The organism is Paucihalobacter sp. (assembly GCF_036825875.1).
In the GTDB taxonomy this organism is placed as follows: Bacteria; Bacteroidota; Bacteroidia; order Flavobacteriales; family Flavobacteriaceae; genus Paucihalobacter.
This window is the reverse complement of the sequence record NZ_DAISXK010000005.1, coordinates 21,167-40,032: the sequence shown is the minus strand read 5'-3', so window position 1 is coordinate 40,032 and position 18,866 is coordinate 21,167. Positions and strand designations below refer to the sequence as shown.

At 36.6% G+C, this 18,866-nt stretch carries 14 protein-coding genes; 11 read left to right on the top strand and 3 right to left on the bottom strand.

Features of this window, described 5'->3' with window-relative positions; all coding sequences use genetic code 11:
* Positions 1-2 precede the first annotated feature (2 nt).
* Together V7Z48_RS02660 and V7Z48_RS02655 are read right to left on the bottom strand one after the other, a co-directional pair.
* Positions 3-596, bottom strand: coding sequence for a hypothetical protein (locus V7Z48_RS02660; protein WP_334111844.1), 594 nt, complete (start codon positions 594-596; stop codon positions 3-5).
* Between the two features lie 4 nt (positions 597-600).
* Positions 601-1,485 carry an AraC family transcriptional regulator gene (locus V7Z48_RS02655; RefSeq protein WP_334111843.1) on the bottom strand — a complete coding sequence of 295 codons (885 nt, stop codon included), beginning with the start codon at positions 1,483-1,485 and terminating at the stop codon, positions 601-603.
* 212 nt (positions 1,486-1,697) lie between these two features.
* Between V7Z48_RS02655 and hemA the strand changes: the two genes are divergently transcribed.
* The 10 genes from hemA (at position 1,698) to V7Z48_RS02605 (ending at position 11,587) form a co-directional block, all read left to right on the top strand.
* Positions 1,698-2,948 (top strand): glutamyl-tRNA reductase, encoded by a 1,251-nt coding sequence (gene hemA / locus V7Z48_RS02650; protein ID WP_334111842.1) that lies wholly within the window; start codon positions 1,698-1,700, stop codon positions 2,946-2,948.
* A complete protein-coding gene (hemC, locus tag V7Z48_RS02645) occupies positions 2,941-4,515 on the top strand; it encodes a hydroxymethylbilane synthase (RefSeq protein WP_334111841.1) in 1,575 nt (524 codons plus the stop codon). The genes hemA and hemC overlap by 8 nt, the downstream gene beginning before the upstream one ends.
* Positions 4,516-4,533: 18 nt before the next feature.
* Entirely contained in the window at positions 4,534-5,553 is a 1,020-nt protein-coding gene (gene hemE / locus V7Z48_RS02640) for a uroporphyrinogen decarboxylase (protein WP_334111840.1), read from the top strand.
* Between the two features lie 7 nt (positions 5,554-5,560).
* Positions 5,561-6,058 carry a DUF6973 domain-containing protein gene (locus V7Z48_RS02635; protein ID WP_334111839.1) on the top strand — a complete coding sequence of 166 codons (498 nt, stop codon included), beginning with the start codon at positions 5,561-5,563 and terminating at the stop codon, positions 6,056-6,058.
* 18 nt (positions 6,059-6,076) lie between these two features.
* The gene (hemF, locus tag V7Z48_RS02630; RefSeq protein WP_334111838.1) at positions 6,077-6,985 is read left to right on the top strand and encodes an oxygen-dependent coproporphyrinogen oxidase; all 909 of its coding nucleotides are present in this window, start codon (positions 6,077-6,079) and stop codon (positions 6,983-6,985) included.
* Positions 6,986-7,045: 60 nt separating this feature from the next.
* Positions 7,046-8,038, top strand: coding sequence for a porphobilinogen synthase (gene hemB / locus V7Z48_RS02625; RefSeq protein WP_334111837.1), 993 nt, complete (start codon positions 7,046-7,048; stop codon positions 8,036-8,038).
* A 34-nt stretch (positions 8,039-8,072) separates the two neighbouring features.
* A complete protein-coding gene (locus V7Z48_RS02620; protein WP_334111836.1) occupies positions 8,073-9,182 on the top strand; it encodes a CNNM domain-containing protein in 1,110 nt (369 codons plus the stop codon).
* Positions 9,183-9,188: 6 nt separating this feature from the next.
* A complete protein-coding gene (locus V7Z48_RS02615) occupies positions 9,189-9,662 on the top strand; it encodes a methylated-DNA--[protein]-cysteine S-methyltransferase (protein ID WP_334111835.1) in 474 nt (157 codons plus the stop codon).
* A gap of 66 nt (positions 9,663-9,728) precedes the next feature.
* Positions 9,729-10,877 carry a serine hydrolase domain-containing protein gene (locus V7Z48_RS02610; protein WP_334111834.1) on the top strand — a complete coding sequence of 383 codons (1,149 nt, stop codon included), beginning with the start codon at positions 9,729-9,731 and terminating at the stop codon, positions 10,875-10,877.
* Complete coding sequence (locus V7Z48_RS02605; RefSeq protein WP_334111833.1) at positions 10,877-11,587, top strand: 3'-5' exonuclease; 711 nt, start codon at positions 10,877-10,879, stop codon at positions 11,585-11,587. The genes V7Z48_RS02610 and V7Z48_RS02605 overlap by 1 nt, the downstream gene beginning before the upstream one ends.
* Positions 11,588-11,642: 55 nt before the next feature.
* On the opposite strand, the gene V7Z48_RS02600 is transcribed toward V7Z48_RS02605, so the two are convergent.
* Positions 11,643-16,823 (bottom strand): GEVED domain-containing protein, encoded by a 5,181-nt coding sequence (locus V7Z48_RS02600; RefSeq protein WP_334111832.1) that lies wholly within the window; start codon positions 16,821-16,823, stop codon positions 11,643-11,645.
* Positions 16,824-16,963: 140 nt separating this feature from the next.
* On the opposite strand from V7Z48_RS02600, the gene V7Z48_RS02595 reads away from it, so the two are divergent.
* Complete coding sequence (locus tag V7Z48_RS02595) at positions 16,964-18,658, top strand: ABC transporter ATP-binding protein (RefSeq protein ID WP_334111831.1); 1,695 nt, start codon at positions 16,964-16,966, stop codon at positions 18,656-18,658.
* Positions 18,659-18,866: the final 208 nt, after the last annotated feature.

Genomic DNA, 18,866 nt, shown 5'->3' with positions numbered 1-18,866 from the left:
CTTTAATTTTTTAATGCTGAAATCACATCTTCTGGAATAATTGTTTTAGCCAATGTTCCCATATTGTTGTCATCATTTAAAAACTTCCAGCCAGTAAATTCTGGGCTGCTCACGGCAAACATATTGGTAACGGACTTCACCGAAACTGAAGCTTCGTCGTAATTTATCGTTGTACTATCTTTGCCAAACTGAGCTTCCATGGCTGTTTTAAAATAATCTAGCATTTCCTTCCGTTCTTCTAATGGCTTTTCAGCCTCCGTTAAAAAGACCATTTTAAAGCTACTATCGTAATTTACAAGTGCGTATTTGGTATCATCGTGTTTAACCGTGTTGGAAATGCTGTTGATTTTGGCCGATATATACTCAACCTTAATATTTGGATTATTGAGCATTTGTTCCATACTTGACTTTATTTGACTTCTGCTAACGGTTTCGAAAAGCTTTGGCAGCATGGCATCTAAAATTTTATCAATATCATTATTTTGTACATACACCATGTAGGTGTCTGCCGATTTTTGGATAGATTCTTTGTCGGTTTGCGCTATGATTCCCAATGAAATCAAGAGTGCAAATAAAGTAATATGTAGTGCTTTCATTTTTCTAATTTGATTGAATGTATTTTTTAGGCGTTACCCCGTATTTCTTTTTAAAAGCGGAAATAAAATGACTTGCCGTGCTATACCCAACTTTTAAACCTACTTCATTTACATTAAAATGGCCAGAGTCTAGTAATTTTCGTGCCACTTCTAACTTGTAATCCAGTAAAAAGCTAAATACCGAATCGCCATAAATTTGCTTAAATCCTTCTTTTAATTTTTTTAAGCTCAAACCTATTTCATCTGCAATTTCTTGCAGGGTTGGTGGCTCGGCCATACGCGCAATTATAATTTCTTTGGCTTGTCTGATTTTGGTGACATTAGATTCATCAACTAAGAACGGACATTGTTCAATATCGGCATCTTCACTACGGTTAAAATACAGACTCAACAACTCATATGCCTTTGCTCTAAAATAAAGCGATCTAACTGAGCTATTCAAATTGTAATTCATCATTTGATTAAGCACAATAAACATCGACGGGGAAATACTGCGATCTTTGTAATATTTTTTATTCTTATTCTCTTCACTTAAAAAAGTAATGTAATCTGCTTCATTGGAGAACAATCCGTGAAATTTTTTAATTGAAATCAAAATTGAAATGATCCAACTATTAGCGCTTGCATTCAAATGTATAGGCAAATCACGTTCGGGATTATATAGCAATAAAGCGTTTTCTTCCTTTAAATCAAACACATAATTACCTTCATTAAAAAGAAAGGAACAATGACCCTTAACTGCAAAATGGAACTGAATAAAATCTTGGCTTATCATCCGTTTAATTTCAGTAGCTTCGTGAAGATCATTTTTAAAATAAAGTACCAAAAAACCTTGGTCAATCGTTACTTCTTCAAATGAACTTTTAGCGATATTTTTTGATATTAGCAATTTCTTTTATTTAATTCTTTTATTTAGATTCGTTCTAAACAACTCTTGCTGTATGAGCCTTATTCACTGCAAAAATATGATATTTATCAGTTTTAAATGTGAATATTACCTAAAAATCTTTTAGCGTTACAAAAAGTTCTTTTAGCGTTATTTTATAATTTATATCGCTATTACTTTTGCTCAGTTAATTCCCAAGTCAGGTAACAGAGCGAATGCAACATTATAAGAGTAAATTTTTTTATGCCATAGGCCTAAGCTACAAAAAGGCCGATGCAGAAGTTCGTGGACTATTCAGTCTAAACGAGGTTGCAAAGAAGCAACTATTACTTGACGCCAAAAAAACTGGTATTGAAAGCCTTATAGTCGTTTCAACATGCAATCGGACTGAACTTTACGGCTTTGCTGAGCATCCTTACCAGTTAATTCATTTGCTTTGTAATAATACCAACGGTACAGTAGAATCTTTTCAAGAAGTGGCCTATATTTATAAAAATAAAGAAGCTATTTCTCATTTGTTTAAAGTAGGTTCTGGATTGGATAGCCAAATTTTAGGCGACTTCGAAATTATCAGTCAGCTTAAATCTGGAGCAAGACTTTCAAAATCGTTTGGATTACTTAATTCTTATCTTGAAAGATTGGTTAATTGCGTAATCCAAGCTAGCAAACGTATTAAAACTGAAACTGAATTATCATCAGGCGCAACGTCAGTATCTTTTGCTTCTGTTCAATATATCATGAATAACATAAAAGCTGTTTCCGAGAAAAATATCTTGCTTTTTGGCACTGGTAAAATTGGCAGAAACACCTGTGAAAACCTGGTGAAACACACCAAAAATTCCCATATCACCATTATCAATCGCACTAAAACCAAAGCAGAGGAAATTGCAGGAAAGTTTAATGTAATTGTGAAAGATTTTTCAGATCTAGAAACCGAAGTTAACCAAGCCGACATTTTAATTGTGGCAACGGGCGCCAAGCAACCCACTATCGAAAAATCTATGTTAAGTACCGGAAAACCCTTACTTATTTTAGATTTATCCATTCCGAAAAATGTTAAAATAGACGTTCACGATTTATCGAACGTGAAATTGGTGCATCTAGACGATTTGGCAAAAATTACGGATGATACTTTAGAAAAACGCAAAGTTTTTATACCAATTGCCGAAACCATCATAGAGGACATCAAAACAGAATTTTTAACATGGTTAGATACGCGCAAATTTGCGCCAACAATTCAAGCCATAAAGCTTAAATTAAACGATTTAAAAAATTCTGAAATCAGTAATCAACGTAAAAAACTATCTGATTTTAATGAAGTTCAAGCCGAGTTAATCAGCAATAATATTATTCAAAAAATTACCAATCACTTCGCATTTCACCTTAAAGAGGACTCCGATTCTTCAGACGAAAGTGTTGAACTTATCAAAAAAATATTCCAGCTAGAAAATATCCAAAATGTCTAAACCAATTAGAATTGGCACCCGCGATAGCGAATTAGCTTTGTGGCAAGCCAAAACTGTACAACAACAATTAGAACATCTTGGCCATAAAACTGTAATTGTTCCTGTAAAATCCACCGGTGATTTAGTACTTAACAAGCCGCTTTACGAAATGGGAATTAGAGGCATTTTTACTAAAACCTTAGATGTTGCCATGCTTAACGGTGATATTGATATTGCTGTACATTCCTTAAAAGATGTGCCAACTGCCTTGCCAGTGGGCATTGTTCAAGGTGCTGTTTTAAAACGCGGCAATACCAGAGATATGTTGGTTTTTAAAAATAACGAAGAGTTTTTGTCTCAGCAAAACGCCATTATAGCCACAGGAAGTTTGCGCCGTCGTGCCCAATGGCTCAATCAATTTCCGACACACACCATTGTTGACTTAAGAGGCAATGTAAATTTAAGGCTTCAAAAACTTGAGGAGAACCAAGATTGGAATGCTGCTATTTTTGCTGCTGCAGGCCTAGGTAGATTAGGAATTAAACCTGAAAACTCCTTTAACCTTGATTGGATGATTCCAGCGCCCGCACAAGGCGCAGTTATGATTGCTGCACTGGAAAATGACGAAGAAACCAGAACGATTTTAAGTGAAATTAACGACGAACACACACAAATTTGTACCCAGATAGAACGCGAATTTTTAAGGCTACTTGAAGGCGGTTGTTCTGCTCCAATTGGCGCTATTGCCTTTGTAAAAGACGATGAAATATTTTTTAAAGGGGTTTTATTAAGTTTAGATGGCAGTAAAAAACTTGAGGTTCAGCGTTCTGAAAAAATAGGCAGCCATTACAATATGGCCGAATACTGCGCCAATTTCATTATTGAGCGCGGCGGAAAACGGCTTATGGATACCATCAAAAATTCCGATCGCAAGATTGATGTGTTTTCTACAAAATCGCTTACCGAACAACAATTAAGAATGTTCAACGATGGTCTAAAGGTGGAAAGTGACGACGCTATTAAAATTAGTTTAAATAGAATTTCACCAATTCTTTTAAAATCAACTCTCAAAAACGTTGTCATTACAAGTCAAAATGCGGTTGAAGCTATTCTTAGAAGTGTTGATGCAACAGAGCTTCAATTTAAAAACATCTATTGTGTAGGAAGACGCACCAAGCGTTTGATTGCTCAAAAAATCGGACCGGTAACATTTGCAGCAAACAGTGCGAAAGCTCTAGCCGAACATTTGGTGGCGTTCATAGAAGGAACTGAGGTTACTTATTTCTGTAGCAATATAAGGCTAGACGAATTGCCGGCTATTTTAACCGAAAATAACATTCAGGTTAACGAAATAGAAGCCTATCAAACTAAATTAGATGCTTCTAAAATTCATAGTGACGCGAAAGCGGTTATGTTTTTTAGTCCTTCAGCCGTAGAAAGTTTTCTCAAACAAAACAAAGCCAATGGCATTGCTTTTTGCATAGGTGATACCACAGCTACCGAAGCGCAAAAGTATTTTAAAGAAATACAGGTCGCAAAAATCCCCACTGTTGAAAGTTTAATTGAATTGGTAAACCATCATTTATAGTCATAAATAAAAAAGTCTATGAAGAACGATCTATACATAAGAGCTTTAAAAGGAGAAATTGTTGAGCGTCCCCCAGTTTGGATGATGCGTCAGGCAGGCCGATACTTACCAGAATTTCAAGAGATAAAAGCCAAATACGATTTTTTTACCCGTTGCCAAACACCTGAACTAGCGAGCGAAATTACGGTTCAGCCAATTCGGCGATACGGTATGGATGCGGCCATCTTATTTAGCGATATTTTGGTGATTCCGCAAGCGATGAATATTGAAGTGCAGATGAAGCCAAATTTCGGACCCTATTTACCGAAGCCTATCCGTAGCCAAAAAGACGTAGAGACTGTAATTGTTCCAGATGTTAGCGTGGCCTTAGATTACGTAATGCAAGCCATAAAAGCTACTAAAGAACTGCTTAATGATGAAGTGCCACTAATTGGTTTTGCAGGTTCGCCTTGGACCATTTTATGTTATTGTGTGCAAGGCCAGGGCAGTAAAAATTTTGATATTGCTAAAGAGTTTTGTTTTACTAATCCTATCGCAGCGCATCAATTACTTCAAAAAATAACCGATACAACCATTGCCTATTTAAAGGCTAAGGTAAGGGCAGGTGTTGACGCTGTACAGATTTTTGATTCTTGGGGTGGTATGCTATCGCCGACTGATTATCAAGAATTTTCATGGCAATACATCAATCAAATTATTGAGGCCTTAAAAGATGAAACTTATGTTGTAGCTTTTGGAAAAGGCTGCTGGTTTGCCCTACCAGAAATGGCGCGCTCTAATGCCTCGGCTATCGGTATTGATTGGACTTGCTCAGCGAGAAACGCTCGATATTTAACAGGCGGTAATGTCACTTTACAAGGTAATTTTGATCCGGCACGATTATTTTCGCCCCCTGCTGAAATCAAGAAGATGGTAACCCAAATGATTAACGAATTTGGAAAAGACAAGTACATCGTAAATCTGGGTCACGGTATTTTACCAAATATCCCGCTTGATAATGCCAAAGCATTTATTGATGCTGTGAAAGAATACAAATAAATCCATTATGGCAGTTTGGAACCGCATTAAAAGTTTAAGTTTTAAGCAACTTTTTCTGTTAGTGAAAACCTTCGCTTTAAAACCTCAATACTTTTTTCCAACCCATCAGGCTACATTACAAACCCTTCAAATTTGTAATCGACTTTACGGCAAAAAACATCACAAAAACAACATTACCAATGCATTCAGACATGCCTTATGGAATATTTTAATAGCCTTCCATTGTTATAAAAAGAATAAATCAATCGAAACATCAGTAAATTGGGCAAAGAAAACAACCGATTTACACGAAAAATTAGCACCAAATAATCAAATTGAAATGTTGATGGATCTACAGAATAATAACATTGGCAGAATTATTTTTACTGAACATAATTTATTTGAGCACAACAAAGAAGCCATCATTTCTATTTTAAAAGAAAAAATGAAAACTGCTGTTTTAATAACAACAATTTCTGAAATAGAAAATTTTAAAAACGAATTTGTGTATCTTGAAGAGCTTTAAACAGTTTTACCAATTGCAATGAAAGAACAGTTTTATAAATACATTCAAAAATTACAAGATCAAATTTGTGCAGCGCTTGAACAATGTGATGGTGAAGCCAAATTTAAAGAAGATCTTTGGCAACGCGCTGAAGGTGGCGGTGGCCGCACACGAGTGATTGAAAACGGTGCTGTTTTTGAAAAAGGTGGTGTTAACATATCTGCAGTTCACGGCACTTTACCAGAAGCAATGCAGACTTATTTTGGTGTTAATAATGCCAATTTTTATGCCTGTGGAATTAGTCTTGTAATTCACCCTAAGAACCCGATGGTTCCAACGGTGCATGCTAATTGGCGCTACTTCGAAATGTACAACAAACAAGGAAACGTGATCGACAGTTGGTTTGGTGGCGGACAAGATTTAACACCCTATTATTTATTTGAAGAAGATGCCGAACATTTTCATCAAACTTGTAAAACTGCCTGCGATAAGCACGACCCTAAATTTTATTCAGAATTTAAACATAAATGTGATAGCTATTTCAGGAATTCACATCGAAATGAAGCCCGTGGTGTTGGTGGTTTGTTTTTTGATTATTGCAAAGCAACCGATAATTTTTCTATGCAAGATTGGTATAATTTTGTAACCGAAGTTGGCAACAGTTTTGTGGAAGCGTACATCCCAATAGTTGAAAAAAGAAAGCATTTAAGTTACACAAGAGAACAACGCAACTGGCAAGAAATAAGACGTGGCCGTTATGTAGAATTCAATTTAGTACACGATAAAGGCACCTTATTTGGTTTAAAAACCAATGGCCGCATTGAAAGTATTTTAATGAGTTTGCCACCGCATGTGCAGTGGGTTTACGACCATCATCCTGAACCCGGAAGTGAAGAAGAAAGATTGTTGAAGGTTTTAAAAAATCCCGTAGATTGGGTAAGGCTATAATAAAAAGTTACACAGAGGTTTTTATTAAAAACCCGCCAATTCATAACTTAAAATTGAATTATGTATCCATTAAGAAGAAATAGAAGATTAAGAACTAACGAAAGCATCAGAAGTTTGGTGAGAGAAACCATCATTACGCCGAACGACTTTTTAGTACCGCTATTTGTGGTTGAAGGTAAAAATATTAAAGAAGAAATCGCTTCCATGCCAAATTATTATCGTTTGAGTTTAGATCATCTCACCAAAGAAGTAAAAGAACTTTGGAATTTAGGTTTAAAATCGGTTTTGTTGTTTGTGAAAGTTGACGACAAACTAAAAGACAACAGCGGTACCGAAGCTTTAAATCCAAATGGACTCATGCAACGCGCCATTAAAACCGTCAAGGATGCATGTCCTGATATGATTGTTATGACCGATGTGGCGCTCGATCCTTTTTCCATTTACGGACATGATGGTATTATTCACAACGGACAAATTTTAAATGATGAAACCACCTCTGTTTTAGCTGAAATGTCCCTATCGCACGCCAAAGCAGGTGCCGATTTTGTAGCACCCAGTGATATGATGGACGGCAGGATTTTTGAAATTAGAACCTTACTTGAAGACGAAGGTTTTCACAACACGAGTATTATGAGTTACAGCGCCAAATATGCCTCAGCCTTTTACGGCCCATTTCGAGATGCCTTAGATTCTGCTCCAGTTGATGCTCAAAATATTCCAAAAGACAAAAAAACCTACCAAATGGATTTTGCCAATCGCCATGAAGCCATTAAAGAAACATTAATGGATATAGAAGAAGGCGCCGATATTGTGATGGTAAAACCAGGCTTATGTTATTTAGATATTGTAAGAGATATTGTCGATACCGTTAATGTGCCAGTAGCAGTTTATCAAGTTTCAGGTGAATATGCCATGTTAAAAGCCGCGGCCGAGAAGGGCTGGCTAGACCATGATGCTGTAATGATGGAACAATTGACTGCCATCAAACGTGCAGGCGCAAGTATCATAGCATCTTATTTTGCAAAGGATGTCAGTAAACTTATGAACCACTAATTGTTATATCTTTACGGTCAAATCTAATTATTAAATGGGACTCTTAATCTTCTATGCAGTTATTGCCATATTTTTTTCCTTTATATGTAGTATTCTCGAAGCTGTATTGCTCAGCTTAACGCCGACCTTTCTAAAAATTAAAAAGCAGGAAGGCAAAGTTTATGCTGAAATTCTTGAAAACTTTAAAAAAGATGTCGATCAGCCGCTTATAGCGATTCTTACCTTAAACACAATTGCACACACCGTTGGTGCTATTTTAGTTGGTGTCCAGGCCAAAGTGGCTTATGCTGAAATTTATGGCTCTACCACACACAGATATTTTGGTGTGAATTTCACAGAAGAATTAATGGTTGGTGTTGTTTCAACTATTATGACTATTTTAATTTTGGTTACTTCAGAAATTATCCCAAAAACAATCGGTGCGACCTATTGGAAAAGCCTTGGTAATTTTACTGCTATCAGCTTAAAAATTCTTATTTTTCCTTTAAAATATACAGGAATACTATGGCTCTTAAGATTAACAACGCGACTAATTGGAGGTAAAGGCCACGGAAGTATTTTAAGCAGAGAAGGATTTGTAGCAATGACAGAAATCGCTCATCAAGAAGGTGTTTTTGAAGAAAATGAAAGTAAAGTCATTAAAAACCTTTTAAACTTTAAAAAGGTACGAGCCAAGGATATCATGACACCAAGAACGGTTATGAAAATTGAAAACGAAACCATGACGGTTTCAGAATTTTTTAAAGCAAACTCCAATATTCGCTTTTCAAGAATCCCTGTATATTCAATAGAACAAGATAATATTGTTGGCCTAGTGCTCAAAGATGACGTTTTTAAAGAAATGGCCTTAGACCATGACCAAAAGCCACTTTCAGAATTAAAGCGCGACATTATCGTAGTTAACAGAAGCTTACCTATTCCCGAATTATTTGAAAAACTTATATCTGGGAAAAATCACATGGCCTTAGTAGTTGACGAATATGGCTCAATTAATGGCATCGTTACAATGGAAGATGTAATTGAAACGCTCCTTGGACTAGAAATCATGGATGAGAGCGATAATATATCTGATTTACAGAGTCTAGCTAGGAAAAACTGGGAAGACAGAGCCAAACGCCTTGGTATTATAGATGAAAACAACTAAATTTTAGTGGAAGAATGCATCATACATACACCTTTAGGTTTCGCAAAAATATCTGGTGATCCTGATGGTATTGCGAGTATTTCAATTTTAAACTCTGAAGAAACCATTACCGATATCATTCCAGAATTGTTAGAAGATTGTGTTTACCAACTTCAAGAATATTTTGAGGGCAAACGAAAAGAATTTCAACTAAAATTAAATCCACAAGGCACCGATTTTCAGAAAACAGTATGGAAAGCACTGCAAAATATCCCATACGGAACCTGCATGTCTTACCTTGAACTTTCAAAACAATTAGGCGATATTAAGGCTATAAGAGCCGTTGCAAAAGCCAATGGGAAAAATCCAATTTGGATTGTGATACCATGTCACAGAGTTATTGGTAGCGATGGCAGCCTAACCGGCTATGCTGGTGGTTTGGCCAGAAAGCAATGGTTGCTTAACCATGAAAATCCATGTAAGCAACAATCGTTGTTTTAATCTCTTTGGCTCAAATTTATTATCTGTTAAATTAATTTTATATATTTAAATCATTAAATATCACCTATGAAATTTCTGAAAAAACTCTTTCTAGCAATTCTTTCAATCTTCATTATTTTAATTGCTGTACTTTACATTACAGATACGGATTACCTCATCAAAGCAGTTAGAACTATTTACTTGAAAGGCCACACAACCGCTTACCTAGAAGATTACAAACATTTTGATAACGCTTTTGTAGGAAACGGAAATTCACAACCTTGGCCGAATCATTCAGACTACAATAAAGTAAAGGAAACTGAAGCATTAAACAACATTAATAAAACTAACGGAACAGTTGCCTACGTCATTATTAAAAATGACAGCATTTGGTTCGAAAACTACTACGACGGATTTGGCGAAAGCTCCCAAACCAATTCATTTTCTATGGCAAAAAGTTATGTTTCTGCGTTGTTAGGAAAAGCAATTATGGATGGTTATATCAAGAATTTAGATCAGCCTGTCTGCGAATTTATTCCAGAATATTGCGATGGAAAAGCAGCAAAAATGACCGTCGGTGATTTGTCTAGTATGGCATCCGGAACGAATTGGGATGAGCGCTACTACTCGCCACTATCTATTACCACAAGAGCGTATTTTGACGATGATTTAACAAAAGTAGTAACTGGATTGAAAGTTGTGAAAGAACCTGGAACCGCTTATAAATATGCTAGTGGAGACACCCAAATGTTGGCCATCGCTATTGAACGCGCTACGGGTAAAAAGCTCTATAATTATCTTGAAGAAAGTTTTTGGAAACCACTTGGCTCCGAAAATGAAACATTGTGGCAAGTAGATAGTGAAGACCACGATCTAGTAAAAGCCTACTGCTGTATAGCAAGTAATGCCAAAGACTTTGCGCGTTTAGGAAAGCTTTACAAAGACCATGGAAAATGGAATGGCAAGCAACTATTAGACTCTGCTTTTATTGCGAAATCCATAACACCCCGGTTTGCCGAAAGCCCAGAATACGGCTACGGTTGGTGGTTGAAAAGCGTAGGCGATAAAAACTTTTTTATGATGCGCGGTCATTTGGGTCAGTATGTGATTGTAGAACCAGAAGATAACGTTATTATTGTTAGACTTGGCCATTCAAAAGGTGATGGTGATGCTATTGCAACCTTTACAGACGATATTTCAACCTATATAGAAGAAGCTTACAAAATGCTAGAGTAATGATTAAAAAGTTAGCCCTTGAAAATATTTTATTTCTGGACATAGAAACGGTTCCAGAGCAATCCTTATTTTCAGGATTAACAGAGGCAAAACAAGAATTATGGGAGCAGAAATCACAATATCAACGAGGCGAGATTTCAGCGGAAGAATTTTATGAACGTGCAGGTATTTGGGCCGAATTTGGTAAAATAATTTGTATTTCGGTAGGTTACTTTACCTTTCAAGGTGATATTAGACATTTTAGAGTAACTTCATTTTACGGAGATGAAATAACTATTTTAAAAGACTTTAAAAACCTTTTGATTTCTCACTTTAGTCAAGCCAAACATTTACTTTGTGCCCATAACGGCAAGGAATTCGACTTTCCATATATTGCACGAAGAATGATCATCAACAATATAGAATTGCCTTATAAGTTGAATTTATTTGGAAAAAAACCTTGGGAAGTGCCTCATTTAGACACTTTAGAATTATGGAAATTTGGCGATTATAAAAACTATACGTCTTTAAAATTACTTACCAATGTACTTGGCATCCCATCACCTAAGGACGATATTGACGGCAGTCAAGTTTACAAAGTTTATTACGAAGAAAATGGTATAGACAGAATAGTCGCTTACTGCGAAAAAGATACTATTGCCGTGGCGCAAGTATTTTTGAGATTGCGTAGTGAAACTATTTTAAACGAAGACGAAATTATTCATATATAAAAAAAGGTCTGATTTTTCATCAGACCTTTTCAATTTTTGTGTTATTTATTAAGTGTTACTTTTTCACAAATCTTTTGGTGATTGATTTATTCTCAGAAATTAATTCTAATAAATAAACACCTTCCTCGAGTTTTGCTACTTGTATGGTATTACTGTAAGGTTGTTTAATTACCAACTGACCTAAGGTATTGTAAACTCTAATTTCAGTAGCTTGCCATCCTATTAATTTAATATTTAATTCAGAATCGCTCACTGGATTAGGGAATAGCAATATACTATCATCTCCATTAGCTTGGCCCTCGTTATCAACAACATCGCCTTTAGCCGAATTTATTATAAAAACTGTGTAGTCTTCCACTTCACCGTTTGAGAAAATTTCACATGACGTAGGAGAAGCATTGTATTTCATAGAAACGCGCATTCTTGTAGCACCATTTAGGGCCGAAGTTGGCACTGTGAAACTACCGCCAACTGAGGATGCATTGGTTCTGTTTCTGCTATATACTAACTCACCAGGATCATTAAAACTACCATTTTGATTATAATCTATCCATACTCTGTAGGCTTCTCTTCTGCTGGTATTGGTTCTACCTGGCACAATTATAACGGTATTACTAGAGCCTTTAACTAAGCTGGTTGAAAGTGCAGTAAAATCGGCATAACCACCGTTATTTCCAGAGTTGTTATTGATACTTCCTAATTGTACTCTTTGTATCCATTCATTATTACTATTATTACCTTGAGAATTGCAGTAAGTTAGTGCGTTGTCTAAAGTAGTAACATTAACTGAATTACTCTGAGCAGAGCTATTACCCGCTGCGTCAAATGCAATTATAAAAAACGAATAGTTTGTACTTGGATTCAAGCCTGTTATTTGTACACTTGTGGCTCCTGTTGTGCCCAATAAAAGCCCGTCTAAATAAACCTCATAAGCAGTTACCCCAACGTTATCAGTTGAAGGGTTCCAACTCAAGGTTGTTGCGGTTTGCGTAGTATTTGATGCCGTCAAATTGGTTGGTGCGGTTGGCGCTTCATTATCAGGTATAGGTTCCTGCAATACAACCGTATAATCTTCAACTTCACCAAAAGTGAAAGTTTCGCAAGGTGTTGGTACTGAATTGTACTTCATTGAAACACGCATTCTGGTTGCTCCGTTTGCAGCTGACATTGGAATTGTAAAAGTACCTGTAATCACAGAAGCATTCGTTGGGTTTTGAGAAAAAACCAATTCTCCCGCGTCGGTAAAATCTCCATCACCATTTAAATCAATCCAAACAGCGTAACCTTCAGCATAAACGGTTCCTGTCCAAGTTGGGTTTATGGTAATTGAGTATTCCGTTCCTTTCACCAAATTTGTTGAAATCGTAGTAAAATCTGAATAAAACTGAGCACCAGACGCATTATCAATGGTATTTAATCTTACTCTGCTGATATATTCATCATTAACATTGGTACTGTTAGAGGTACAATAATTTACAGTTGATTCCAAAGTAGTTACGGATACACTGTTACTAAAAGCCGAAAAATTATTGGCTGCATCTCTGGCACGAACACTAAACTGATAGGTTGAATTTGAAATTAACCCTGTAACCTGGTAATTAATAGCTGACACTGATGCTATTTGCGTACCATCTTGGAATACATCATAGGCCACTACACCAACATTGTCTGAGGAAGCTGTCCAACTTAAATCAGTCGTAGTTTCAGTAGTATTCGAAGCCACTAAATTAGTTGGTGCAGTTGGAGCTTCAGTATCAGGAGGCGCTAAAGCTGTTATGTTTACAGTATTACTATTATTTGACACATTACCGGCTGCATCTTTCGCTCTCACAAAAAACGAATAACTAGTTGCAGAATTTAATCCTGTAACCTGAAAATTGGTTGATATTACAGAGGCTATCAAAACACCACTTTGATAAACATCGTATCCCGTAACACCAACATTGTCAGTTGAAGCATTCCAACTTAAATCGGTTGTGGTTTGCGTAATATTAGACGCTGTTAAATTTGTTGGTGCTGTTGGTGCTTGAGTATCTATAGTTGTTACTAAAACTGTGTTACTAAAATCAGATTGATTTCCAGCAGCATCTCTAGCTCTTACAGTAAAAGAATAGTTGGTGCTTGCACTTAATCCAGTTACCTGATAGTTTGTAGAGGATACCGAAGCAATTAAAGCACCATCTTGAAATACATCGTAAGCAGTTACTCCTGTATTATCGGTAGAATCATTCCAACTCAAATCTGTTGTGCTTTGTGTTGTATTTGTTGCTGTTAAATTTGTAGGCGAAGTAGGAGCTTCTGTATCTGGCGGCGCTAATGTAGTTACATTAACTGTATTACTATTATTAGAAATATTACCCGCCGCATCTTTTGCTCTCACAAAAAACGAATAATTGGTATTTGGATTTAAGCCAGTAACCTGATAATTTGCCGTAGTAACCGAGGCTATTAAAGCAGCATCTTGATACACATCGTAACCTGTGACGCCAACATTATCGGTTGAAGCATTCCAAGCCAAATCGGTTGAGGTTTGCGTAGTGTTTGATGCCGTTAAGTTAGTGGGTGCCGTTGGCGCTTCAACATCCGGACCAGAACCTTCAATTATTACGGTGTAATCTTCAACTTCACCCCAGGTAAAGCTTTCGCAGGCTGTTGGTGTGGCGTTATACTTCATAGAAACGCGCATTCTTGTGGCACCTTCAACTGCGCCTTCTGGAATTGTAAAATTTCCAGACACTGGTGACTGATTAGTTGCGGCTCTTGTGAAAACTTGTTCGCCTGCATCGTCAAAATCGCCATCCTTATTAAAATCAATCCAAACTGAATAACCTTCATTATAAACGGTTCCTGTCCAAACAGGTGTAATAAAAATGGTATAGGATGTTCCTTTGGTTAAGACTGTTGAAATATTTGTGAAATCGGAATAAAACTGGCCACCAGACGTATTATTGATGGTATTGAGTTGAACGTTTCCAATGTATTCATCATTAACGTTGCTACTTTGAGATGCACAGTAATTTAACTGTACTTCAAGCGTGGTAAAAATAACGCTATTGCTATATTCCGAAACATCATTATTTGGGCATTTACTTCTAACTTGAATTTCGTATTCGGTTAAAGTTTGTAGACCAGCTATTTCAGTTGAAACGCCTACAATATTTTCTATAGTATTCCATGTTGAACTCCCTGTTGGTCTGTATCTAACATCATAAGTTGCGCCTGGTAATGCCGTCCAACTTACAGTTGCATTTGCAGAACCTATATTAGATACTACCAAATCTTGGGGAATAGCTACATTGCATGCTACTTGACCTTCAATGGTGAAATTGGCATTTGAAATATCAAAAAAGATATGATTTGAACCCTTAACCATGACTCGATTTTGAGTACCAATATTATTTGGTACCAAAACAGACGCCGAACCATTGTTGGAAACACCTGTTGCCAGTGCTATGGGATAAGTGTCACCACCATCGGTTGACAGAAAAATATCTACTGTTGAAGCATTTACACCATTTCCAGTGGTTCCAGCAACATTCCAAGTAACACTTTGTGTGCTACCGACCGTCCATATCAGATTAGTATTCGGGTTGGTTACAACAAATGGTCCAGCCGAAGTAGTAACAGTAACAATCATATCATCGCTCTTATTGGTGGCGCTTCCGGGTCGGTTATCTCTAACTGTTAAGCGGAAATTCATATTTCTGTTCACATTTGGCACTGCTTCCCATTTCCATGATGTTGCGCCCGTTTTTACAGTTTCCAATCTTGGAAAATACCTTTTACTATCAACTGTTGGATTATACGATCTAAATGCAACACCCGAAGTGTTGTTTGGGCCAGGCAAGGTAGTTGCCGCGGCATTTTGATCAAACTGCTCCCAGCAAAACGTAAGAATATCTTGGGCGTCTGCATCGGTTGCTGTGCCGTCTAAAACAAAAGGCGTCGCTCTTGGAATGGTATAATTAGGTCCTGCCTCTACAACAGGAACCGCATTACCAGTGTTGGTGTTGGTTTGGCAACTCCTGTTTTTAATATAATTCGTTACTTGTTGTATTGATATGGCATGGAAATAGGGGTCAGAATTAGGTTGCACATCGGTATTAACCCCTGTTATACCTGCATAGCCCATGATAGTGCTTCCGCTTCCAGGTTCCATTTGCGCTCCAGTGCCTTCACTGCCATTAAAAGTCCAGGTGTGATTGGCACCAAACTGATGGCCAAGTTCATGAGCTACATAATCTACATCAAATGGGTCGCCTTCAGGCGTAGTGCGTGAAGTCCAACCTCTACCTTTCTGCCCATTCACACAAACACAACCGATACAACCCGCATTTCCGTTGTTTTGGGCGTTGGCAAATAAATGGCCTACATCATAATTAGCTTCGCCAATAACATTGGTTAATGTGGATTGAAGTTGATTATTGTAATTAGCGGTTGTTGTGTAAGGATCGGTACTTGGATTGGTATAAATTACCAAATCGTTGTTGGCTATTAATTGAAGCGTGACATTAAAATCATTTTCAAAAATACCATTAACACGCGTCATTGTTGTGTTAATCGCGGCTAAAGCCAATGCCTTGGTACCACCATGATATTGAGTGTACTCTCCTGTTGTAGAAACAGCAAGCCTATAAGTTCTTAACAGTGAATCATCGGCGTTTCTTAAAGCGTAGCCTTCATAATCGTCATTATTCTGCATAGCGGCTGTTACTTCACACGCAAAGTCTCTATCGCGTGAACTGTTTTGATCTCTGGTAAAAACCACATAGGCCGACAAATCAGTTGCATAGGGCTCAATAAATGTCATTGGTTTATTAGGTTCTTTAAGCATGGTGTGAATTCCCTTAGGAGACACACTAAATCTTATGATAGCCGCAGGATTTGTGATTCCTTTCCCAACATAAGACCGAATTTGTGGAAATCTGGCCTGTAATTCGGGATGCATGGTAGAGGCTTCGTAGACATTGAAAAAATCCATTTTGCCTTCAGCATTTGGAAATCCAATAGTAACACCATTACTTCTGCCCATTTCGCTTCGATCTGGGGCATTCAACAATTCTGAGACAATAGCATCAAAATTTACACTAAAAAGTTGTTGAGAATTTAAATCCTGTAAGTGATGTTTTACAGTGTAATTTTTTGAAGGGCTTTGTTTTGCCCAATAAGATTTGTTTTGTGAAAAAACAAATACTGTTGTCATCATAAAGATGAGTGCAGATAATTTTAATTTCATATTTTAGAGGAATAAATTGTTAATAGGATGTTAAAGTAAACATTATTGTTTTTTAGCAAACTAGCTACCAAAAAAAGATATTAACAGTTTAAAATGAATAACTAAGAATTCTCTTTATTGCATATGACACTAATATTCGCATGAACTCATCGCAAAGCTTATTAAATATTGAAAACCTTTATGTGTCGTTTTTCAACGACGGTGTTGAAAACCCAATTTTAAAAGATATTTCTTTCCAACTTAATGCAAATGAAATATTAGGAATTGTTGGCGAATCTGGTTCGGGAAAATCCGTGACTGCATTATCGATCATGGGTTTATTGCCAAAACGCATTGCTAAAATTACCTCTGGGAATATTTTTTACAAAAACACGAGTTTAGTTGATTTGAACCCTCAAGAGCTTCAAGCCTTAAGAGGCAATGAAATCGCTATGATTTTCCAAGAGCCCATGAGTTCCTTAAATCCTTCTATGACTTGTGGTAAGCAAGTAATTGAAATACTTTTACAGCATTTAAAGATTTCCGAAAAAGAAGCTAAGGCCGAAGTGCTCAACCTTTTTGAAAAAGTTAAACTCCCAAACCCTGAAAGACTTTATAAAGCCTATCCACATGAAATTTCTGGAGGTCAAAAACAGCGTGTTATGATCGCCATGGCCATTGCTTGCAAACCAAAAGTACTTATAGCAGATGAACCTACAACAGCTCTGGATGTAACCGTACAAGCTGAAATAATAAGCTTGCTGAAATCGTTACAATCAGAATATAATATGAGTGTGATGTTTATTACGCATGATTTATCACTGGTATCGGAAATTGCCGATAGAGTTATGGTGATGTATCAAGGAAGCATCGTAGAACAAGGCGATGTAAACGCCATTTTTAAATCGGCAAAACACAGCTATACCAAAGCCCTAATTGCATCTAGGCCATCTACCAAAAACAGACTCAAAGTTTTACCAACTATCAAGGATGTGTTGAATGGTACTCTTAAAACTGAAATTATAAGTCCCGCTGAGCGTCAACGACAGCATGAAAACATATATTCCAAACCACCGATTTTAGAAGTGAAAAATGTATCTAAAATTTACTTTGGAAAAGCTTCATTATTTAAAAATCCTGAACAATTTAAGGCAGTTAATGATGTGAGCTTTAAAGTTTATGAAGGTGAAACACTTGGATTGGTTGGTGAGTCTGGATGTGGAAAATCGACTTTGGGCAATGTTATCTTACAATTAGACAAAGCCACTTCCGGCTCTGTGTTTTATAAAGGTGAAGATATTACTAAATTAAATCGAAATGCTGTAAGACAACTTAGAAAAGATATTCAAATTATATTCCAAGACCCATTTGCTTCTTTAAATCCGAGGATTAATGTAGGTGAAGCTATATTAGAACCTATGACAGTTCATGGTATTGGAAGTTCTAAAAAAGATCGAAAGGAAAAGGTGATTTCGCTTTTAGAGCGTGTAGGACTCAGTGCGAGCGATTTTAATAAATATCCCCATCAATTTTCAGGCGGACAACGCCAGCGTGTCGGGATTGCCAGAGCCATCGTACTAAATCCAAAACTTATAATATGCGATGAATCGGTTTCTGCTTTAGATATTTCTGTGCAAGCGCAGGTACTCAATTTACTAAATGAATTAAAAGAAAAATTTAACTTCACTTACATATTTATATCCCACGATTTGGCTGTGGTTAAGTTTATGTCGGATCAGTTAATTGTGATGAATCAAGGAAAGATTGAAATGATTGGTGAAGCAGATCATATTTACAATCATCCAAACACGCCTTATACCAAAAAATTAATTCATGCTATACCCAAAGGATTATAGCATGAATACTTTTTTGGCCAACAGGGCAATGTCCTTGATTAAACGGACACTTTTTTGTAAGCTGTTTATGATTGCAGCATCCGTAGAGTAGGTTTTTAGTAGATTTGGGGCTTTGTTCATAAGATTAAGCTTTATGATAGATTTGGGGTCAATTCATAAATTAAGTTCATGATAGATTTGGTTTTCAATACTGTGATTTGGGATTACT